The organism is Okeania sp. (assembly GCF_983059655.1).
In genome coordinates this window covers 1-9,020 of the sequence record NZ_CEZPJD010000303.1, presented here as the reverse complement: position 1 = coordinate 9,020, position 9,020 = coordinate 1, and the positions used below count along the sequence as shown (strand labels likewise).

The following is a 9,020-nucleotide window of genomic DNA, read 5'->3' as shown; positions in this document are numbered from 1 at the left end:
CGCGGAAGCGTGAGCTACAGTTTGAAAATTAATCTTTTTTTCCCTACTGCCTACTCCCTACTCCCTACTCCCTACTCCCTAAAGTCCTAAAATTTTGTACCTCATCAACTCCAAAACTGCTGTAGATATTTGGACTGGTTGTTTATATGATACCCAATTTGGTTATCTGACTTTGAGTATAAATAAATTCAACGAAATCATCTGATTATACTCAGTAGTAAAATATTTGTTATCTTTGTTCTTCCTATTCTTATGCTTGACATTAATTTTTTATTAAAGTATGATAATAAGTTTTGATTAATTTATACGTCTTTGAAAATAATGGTTATCATTGGACCATAGACCATAATTACAAATTTTAGTGATTAAATATATGTTCTAATCTATAAAATATTCAGTATTCTTACAGGCACTGACTATAAAGATCGATCGTCAAATACAAAATCTAAATAGTGACCAAAACATAAGGTCTCCTGTCCCTTGAAGGGGAATGAACAAAATAAACTTCAGTATTTCAAGCCTTTGACTTTTCTGCGGAATGCTGCGCAAACAGCCAGAGGAACTGATAACTGATAACTGAAATGACACCTGATAACCTGAAAAATGACGAATCAACAAACTCTGAGGCAGAAACTTTTAGACTTAGACAACTGTAACTACAAAGCTTACAGAGACATTCAAGGTAGTTACGAATTTCCTGACTTTACCCTAATTATTGATTATATTCAGGGAGACCCCTTTGGGGCTCCTAGTAAACTTCGGGTGCAGGTGCCTTATACAGTTGCTGCTTTTCCTCCAGAACTTTATCAAAGTCCAATTCGAGAAGTTGCCCTACGAGATTTCCTAACTCGTAAATTTGACAGAATGGCTTATGAGGTCAGTGGACGGCGTGGCACTGGCAAAAGTGGGATGGTGGCAATTACAAAAATGGGGCAGGAAGTGCTGGAACGAACATCAGTATACTTGGCTAATATAGACCCTCCAGCTCCTAAAGTAGTTTCTCCTGGGTCAAACCCCGCTTTACAAAGAGGAAAACCGATAAAATTAAAAAACAATGCTCAAAAAGGTGTTGAAGTACGATTAATAGTGGGATTACCTGCAAATGGTCGTCGTATTCTAGGCAGACAGGCAGCAGAAATGTTGTGTGATGATATGCCGTATATTGTTCATCGGAGTCTCAAATATGAACAATTAGATGCTGATGCTTGTAGTCGTCATGTCGAAACTGTAGAAGATGCAGATTTTTTACGGAAGCAGTTGGTAGAAAAAAATCTGGTTGCTTTTGTTGCTAATGGGGCAATTTTACCACGTCGTAGCGGGGTTGACGCTCGTCCTTTGTCATCTGAGAATGTAGTACCATTTCAGTCGCCTCCATCTTTGGAAGTAGAGTTTGAATGCCCGAATCAAGGTAAAATTTCTGGTATGGGAATTTCTCAAGGGGTAACATTAATTGTAGGTGGTGGCTATCACGGTAAGTCTACTCTCCTCAAGGCTATTGAATATGGGGTTTATAACCACATCCCTGGTGACGGCCGTGAATTTGTTGTAACAGATCCAAAAGCAGTGAAAATTAGGGCAGAGGATGGTCGTAGTGTCGCAGGTGTAGATATTTCGCCGTTTATTAATCAATTGCCTCAAGAGCGTTCCACTACTCAATTTACTACTGAAAATGCTAGTGGTAGTACCTCTCAAGCTGCAAATATTATGGAAGCTTTGGAGATAGGTATTAAAAAAGATCAACCTGAAGAAGTTGCTACTACTTCTCCTATTTTGTTAGTAGATGAGGATACGGCAGCAACTAATTTTATGATTCGCGATCGCCGGATGCAAGAACTTATTTCTAAAGAAGGGGAGCCAATTACTCCTTTTATTGATAAGGTAAAACAGTTATATACTGACTATCAAGTATCAACAATTTTAGTGATGGGTGGTAGTGGTGATTATTTTGAAGTAGCAGATAAAATCATTGCTATGGAAAATTTCAAAGCTAGTGAAGTTACAGAAAAAGCTAAAAAGATTGCTGAAAAACACCTTACTGGCCGTACTTCTGAAGGTGGTGAAAATTTTGGTGAAATTCGAGGGCGGATACCAATACCAGAAAGTCTAGATCCTAGTCGGGGGCGACGAGATGTACGTTTAAAAGTACGAGCTGTTGATGAAGTGGTATTTGGTAGCGAGGATGTTGACCTCTCTAGTGTCGAACAGTTAGTGAGTAAAGATCAATTAACGGCGATCGGTGCTGCTATGGTTTATGCTAAAAAACAATACATGGATGGCGATCGAAGATTGTCAGAAGTTGTTGATGCTATTATGGCAGATATTGAATCTAAAGGTTTGGATGTTTTAGTTCCTTTTCCTCAAGGAGATTTAGCCATGTTCCGAGGTTTTGAGTTGGCAGCGGCGATTAATCGTTTACGGACTTTGAAAGTTAAATAATTACTACTGAGGAAAAATAACGTTTAATATTATGATATGGCATTACGCAAATAGGTTAGGGCAATTATAGACACTCAAACGAGCGTCAGGGATTACTTCTAACTTCTGACTTCTGACTTCTGACTTGCGCGTAGCGCTATATAGCCCACATTCCGCACGTCAAGAGCGTAACATTAACAGTAGTATATGAGCCCATAGCTTGGTAAGTATTTATAATATGCAAATAATCTTAATTACTTTTTTCGTTCATCAAATTCCGAGTGAAAAATTAAGGATAAATACTTGCTATACATAATTACTCAATCACGGCAGCTATGATTTTCTTCTAAAATTCTGTCTCCTGTCTTCCCCTCCCAGGAGGGGTTAGGGGTGGGTTGTCTCCTGACTCCTTCTTCGGTTGCTACATTTTGTTGTGCGGAATGTAGGATATAGCAAGTCAAAGGAAAGGTGAAGACATATCAAAAGCTGAAAACTCAGACAACACTGGATTTTTCCTTCTGCCTTTCCGTTAACTTTTGACTATGGTAAAGATCGCGCTCAGTCAAATCACCAAGCTAAGTACAAACTGCTCCTTTAGTATCAACTACCAAAGCTTTTACTTCTGTAACTACTCCTTGATTTTTCCAAGTATCCGCCATTGCTGTTACTACTGCTGATGTTGCAGTCGAATTTGTCAATGCTAATAAAGTCGGGCCAGCACCACTAATTACCATTTCATCAGCACCAGCATCTAAAGCAGCTAATCTAACTTGTTCATATCCTTTGATTAGAGACTTACGGTAGGGTTGGTGAATTTTATCTTGCATTCCAGCTTTTAACCAATCTCTATTACCAGTTGCTAAACCTCTTAACAAAATACCTAAATGGGCAGTATTAAATATGGCATCGGCACGACTGTACTCTGTTGGTAAAACTCGTCGTGCTTCTGCTGTTGAAAGTTCAAAATCTGGAATTGCTACTACTGGCACAATATCAGAATGCCAAGGAATATCGCATATTTCCCAACCAGTAGGAGTGGAGGCAGTTAAACAGCAGCCACCAAGTAAGGCAGGTACAACATTATCTGGATGTCCTTCAATGGCGATCGCTAAATTCATTACTTCTGTTTGACTCAAAGGATGTCCCGCCAGTTGGTTTGCTCCCAGTAAACCTCCGACTATTGCAGTAGCTGAACTTCCTAAACCCCTAGCTAAAGGTATGCCTAAGTCAATTTCTATTTCTACAGATGGGGGTATTTGGTTGAGATGTTCATATAATTTGACGAATGCTTGATAGGCGAGATTGGTTTTATCTGTGCTGACTTGTGGAGCTTCTTTGCCAGTGACAGAAATTTTTAGTTCTGTTGCGCTATCGGCAATAGAAAATTTTAAGCGGTTATATAAGGAGAGGGCAGCACCGATGCAGTCAAAACCAGGGCCGATATTTGCGGTAGTTGCGGGAACAGTAACGGTAACAGAGGAAGGTGTGGTCATTTCAGTTATCAGTTATAGCGCTACGCGCTAGGGAATAGGGAATAGGGAACAGGGAATAGCAAACTGTAAAAGGATTTTAGGATTGAAAAATGTCCTAACCAATTCTTGTAGTGCTATATCAGTCCCTTAAAAGGGAAAGCTATTGACCCTATTTTTTGATCATTGTTATTTTAGTAGTTAGAAAGGTCAAAATACTATTGGGGATTCTATTGAATTCCACCCCTTTGATCAGGGTATCCGTTAGGAGAAGTCTATAAGAAGGCGGCACCCAGATTCGAACTGGGGAATAAGGATTTTGCAGACCCTTGCCTTACCGCTTGGCCATGCCGCCATTACCATCTTTTTAGTATCATACAGCATTCACGAATATATGGCAAGTTCAGGGAGTAATATGATTTATATCACTTAAACTGATGTTTTGAATTGCACTGTGGACAAATATTTGAAGTTATTTTGGAAGTTTAATGCTTTTATAGCCTACATTCCACACGACAAAATGTAGTATAAAGACAAGTAGTCAATAGTCAGTAGTCAGTAGGAAATGATGTGCAGCTTATGTCTGGGTTTATCTTGTATTTATACTTAATATTTTCCGGAAATTTTGACTCCTGAAAAAGGTCAATGAGGATGATTTATACTGTATAAATACTTACCAAGTTATCATTTTCCATACTCCTTTTAATGCTACGCTCTTGACGTGCCGAATGTGAGTTATAAGAGTCTTATGGTAGGCAATTTATTCCCCTGTTGCCTCTCTTGGTCAGCATTCCTGCCTGGGGGCGGCGCGGGGTCTGACCGCTGTTGCCAGATGAGCTGTTGCCTGCACACAGCGCTATATATTACTCATCACAAAATTTCCTCAGTAACAATGATTTCCCAACCTCCTTTGCTTGTTGCTCAAATCACCGATACCCATCTATTTGCAGATCCTACTCAGGGAAAAATGTATGGATTTCCCACGGAAAGCTCCTTTGTGAAAGTTTTGGAGAAACTTAAACAGTTACAACCCCAACCAGATGTACTACTACTTACTGGAGACCTTTCCCAAGATGAAACTTCTGAATCATATCAACGTTTAGCATCTTTACTGAGTCCCCTGGATATTCCTACTTATTGGATAGCAGGAAACCACGATAATTTACCCATAATGGAACGGGTATTAAATTCTGCTCCTATTTCTGCGAAAAAATCTTTTGAAATGGGTGGATGGAATTTTTTTTTAATAAATACTAATGTGCCTGGATGTGTTTATGGTGAAATTTCTTCAGAAAGTCTAGAGTGGTTAGAATATAACATTAAAATGACTGGAAATAAGCCAGGTTTAATTGCTTTGCATCATCCTCCTGTAAAAATAAATTCTGAATGGATGGATAAAATTCTTCTGTATAATCCAGAAAAGTTCTTAAATATAATTAATCGTTATCCACAAGTGAAAATTGTTTTATCTGGTCATATTCATCAAGAATTTACTAAAGAAATAAATGGTATTCATTATTTATCAACTCCTTCTACTTGTATTCAATTTGAACCAGAAAATCCTAATTTTTTTATAGATAAACAACCACCTGGTTTACGATTACTTACCTTATATTCTGATGGAAATTATACTACCAAAATTGAAAGAGCTGACTATATTTATGAATTTGATATGACAGCTCGGGGATATAATGAATAATGAATAATGAATAATGAATAATTACTTTTCCCTAGAAAACTACTTTCTCAGCAATGCCTAATTCTTCCTATTTGCTACATCACTCGCCCCCTAAATTCCCCAATTTTGGGGGACTTTTAGAATCAAATTGACTCTTGTTCCCCCCAAAGTTGGGGTGCTCGGGGGGCAAAATTCAATATCAAAAAACTTTTCTGATATCCTCTAAATTAGTAAAGCTTTTATCTCAAACTAAAAGCAAATTAATAATTAATAATTACCTTTCCTTTTCCCTAGAAACCTACTTTCTCAGCAATGCCTAATTCTTCCTATTTGCTACATCTAACGCCCCCTAAATCCCCCAAATTTGGGGGACTTTTAGAGACAAATTTACTCTTGTTCCTCCTTCTTCAATGACTAAAAAAAAATTCTTTCTTGGCTGTGCCGTTTGGGCGTATAAACCTTGGGTAGGAGAGTTTTATCCTGCCAAAAGTCCTCCTTCTGAATTTCTCTCTCTCTACAGTCGCCGTTTCACTACCGTTGAAGGTAACACTACATTTTATGCGACTCCTAAACCAGAGACTGTGACGAAATGGGCCATACAAACGCCTCCTGGATTTCAATTTTGCCTAAAACTACCGCGCAATATAACTCATAATGGATTACTAAAACCTTTTATCTCAGATGCTTTAGACTTTCTCAAACAGATGCAACCTTTAGGCGATCGCCTTGGTGTATTTTTTGCTCAGTTACCGCCGAGTTACAGCCCCTCTTCATTTGATGACCTCGCAGAATTTTTGGAAGCTTGGCCACGAGACCGGATACCTTTAGCTTTGGAAGTTCGGCATCCTGACTGGTTTGAAGACTCTAAAGCTCAACAGTTAAATACTCTTCTCAAACAACTGGGTGTGGGAAAAGTTTTGCTAGACTCGCGCCCTGTCTACACTGGCAAGGATAACCCCCAGTTGCGGTCTCCAAACCGTAAACCCAATTTACCTTTACAGTTGACACTGACTGCACCATTTACCATAGTGAGATTTATTTCTCATCCTCAGTTGTCAGTGAATCAAAATTTTTTCACAGAGTGGGTGACTCAAATTGAACAATGGTTGCGTCAAAATATCACAATTTACTTTTTTATTCATTGCCCTGAAGAAGAGCGATCGCCTGGTACAGCACGTCATTTTCAACAATTATTAGAAATAGCAAAAATTCCTATTCCATCTCTGCCTTGGAATTTACTTAATCAGGCACCTACTCAGTTAAGTTTATGGTGATTTTTATGATAGTTGCTGTCTTGAGTGGGGGAGTATGGGAGAATTCATTAATGGATAATTGATAATGGATAATTGATAATTACCTCTGGTTAAAACCGTCCTTGATTGAATATGAGGAAATATTATTTCTTTTCTCTTGGTCGATTGGATATGGTTAGGAAACTCATCCATCCCTCGACCGCTTTTTCCCCTTAAAAGGAGAGGCTTTAAACTAAAATTATTTAATTATTAATTATTAATTATTAATTATTCGGCAAACATAAGAATAATTAACAATAAATTATGAAGTACAGAGATTAATAATTAAATTTTTGTAGTGCGGGCATCTTACCCGCGACGGGTTTACCTCACTAAAATGGAATCTGCTGTATATGATTTTTGTTTAATTAAAGGTCGAAAAATATCTCCTTTTCAGCCAAAATAACTCTACCTATTCTCCCTACTCTCGTAAGCATTTCTTCCGGAATGCTGCACAAACAGCCATCAGTTATTAGCTATCAACTATTAATTTTGGGAAAGGTAAAAGCAACCTTTGAAACTGAGTTTGAATAAAAAGTTACTGTCAAAGTTTTCTTCAGTAAGAGAGCAAAGTTTGAAGTGAAGAAGTTTTTTATAACTAATCATCCGAACATGATATGATTATCCATTATTAATTATTAATTATTAATTATTAATTATTAATTATTCCCTATTCCCTTCTTCAAAAGATGCACGAATAGAAAACCCATTATAAGGAGATTTATTCGGCAATTTAACTTCAAAATTCACTCTGTCTATAATATCTGCTGAACGTACTTCTAAAGTCCATTTGCCGGGAGATAATTTCCAAAATAAAGAATTATCAGAATTAACAGCTAATTTCTCTCCATTTAACCACCATTCCACAGAATTTTTCCGTGAGTTTGCTAACTTAAATTCTAATTTTTTCTCTCCTCCAACATCATCCATTAAAAAATAATCATCTTCTTGAGGAAACAAAATTTTTAACTCACCAGAAACCAAACTAGATTTACTCTGTTTTGCCAACCATTCATTATATTCATCAGACAAATTTTCCACCGAATAATTATCAGATAAATACTCATATTCTCCCAACTTTTCTGGATAAAAATACTCCGTTATTACCGACGGACAATCAGATTTCGGACGCAACCCATAAATTGTACAAACTGGGCGTTGAACCATATTTTTTGGCGGTGGAAAAGCAGTCGGTTCCTTCTTTTCGTGCAAATGTAACATAATCCTATTCCATAAAGGCGCAGCACCCATCACTCCTGATATTTGCACCATAGATTCCCCACTAAAATTACCCACCCAAACCGCCACAGTATAATCATTAGTAAAACCCACTGTCCAAGTATCACGAAAATCTGAGGAAGTACCAGTTTTTACTGCTGCTGGAAATGGTAAATTTAAAGCCGAATTTACTCCATATTCTGCTGCTCTTGCATGAGTATCGCTTAACATATTTGCGATTAACATCCATTCAGATTTTGCTTTAGGTAGTGGAGGTAGATTTTTGTTTTTTGTCTGTAAATAATCTTCTTTCATTCTATCTTTAAAAAAAGTTATTTTTTCCAAATAATTCTGCATTTTTCCCCTTTCAAAGGGGGGTAGGGGGGATTCTTTTTGCCTTCTTCCTTCTGCCTCCCATCTTTCCCTTGTAACGACAGGAATAATTTCTCCTTGTCTTGCCATAATTAAATAAGCTTTTGCCAACTCCCATAAACTGACTTCTCCACTACCTAAACTTAAACCTAAACCATAATGTTCTGGTGAAGCTTGTAAATGTTTAAAACCTAATTGATGTAGACGGTTTAAAAATTGCTCTACTCCTACTTTTTCTAATACCCGTACTGCCGGAATATTCAGAGAATTTGCTAAAGCAACTCTGACAATAACAGGTCCTAAAAATCTATCTTGATTATAGTTAGTAGGGCTATAAAGTTTGGCTCCAGGAATTGCATAATATGTCGGTACGTCTGCCAAAATAGTATTGGGATTAATTACTTGATTTTCTAATGCTAATTGATATAAAAAAGGCTTTAAAGTTGAACCTGGTTGACGTAGTGCTTGTACTCCATCATTACTACCCATTTTTTGAGTATTAAAATAATCTGGAGAACCGACATAAGCTAATACTTCTCCAGTCTGATTATTAATTACAATAGCAGCAGCATGATG

5 protein-coding genes and 1 tRNA gene are annotated in these 9,020 nt (G+C 37.4%); 3 read left to right on the top strand and 3 right to left on the bottom strand.

Going from position 1 to position 9,020, the window contains the following annotated elements; genetic code table 11:
- The first annotated feature begins 603 nt into the window (after positions 1-603).
- Entirely contained in the window at positions 604-2,436 is a 1,833-nt protein-coding gene (locus tag AC3DU7_RS17290) for an ABC-ATPase domain-containing protein (RefSeq protein ID WP_488040561.1), read from the top strand.
- A gap of 554 nt (positions 2,437-2,990) precedes the next feature.
- On the opposite strand, the gene thrB is transcribed toward AC3DU7_RS17290, so the two are convergent.
- Positions 2,991-3,908, bottom strand: a complete 918-nt coding sequence (thrB, locus tag AC3DU7_RS17285; RefSeq protein WP_488040560.1) for a homoserine kinase — start codon at positions 3,906-3,908, stop codon at positions 2,991-2,993.
- Between the two features lie 259 nt (positions 3,909-4,167).
- Positions 4,168-4,239: transfer RNA gene (locus AC3DU7_RS17280), tRNA-Cys, on the bottom strand.
- Between the two features lie 537 nt (positions 4,240-4,776).
- On the opposite strand from AC3DU7_RS17280, the gene cpdA reads away from it, so the two are divergent.
- Together cpdA and AC3DU7_RS17270 are read left to right on the top strand one after the other, a co-directional pair.
- Complete coding sequence (gene cpdA, locus AC3DU7_RS17275) at positions 4,777-5,583, top strand: 3',5'-cyclic-AMP phosphodiesterase (protein ID WP_488040559.1); 807 nt, start codon at positions 4,777-4,779, stop codon at positions 5,581-5,583.
- 389 nt (positions 5,584-5,972) lie between these two features.
- Positions 5,973-6,836 (top strand): DUF72 domain-containing protein, encoded by an 864-nt coding sequence (locus AC3DU7_RS17270; protein ID WP_488040558.1) that lies wholly within the window; start codon positions 5,973-5,975, stop codon positions 6,834-6,836.
- A 681-nt stretch (positions 6,837-7,517) separates the two neighbouring features.
- Here AC3DU7_RS17270 and AC3DU7_RS17265 read toward each other — a convergent pair.
- Positions 7,518-9,020: penicillin-binding transpeptidase domain-containing protein (locus tag AC3DU7_RS17265; RefSeq protein ID WP_488040557.1), on the bottom strand; the 1,503-nt coding region annotated here is incomplete at its 5' end.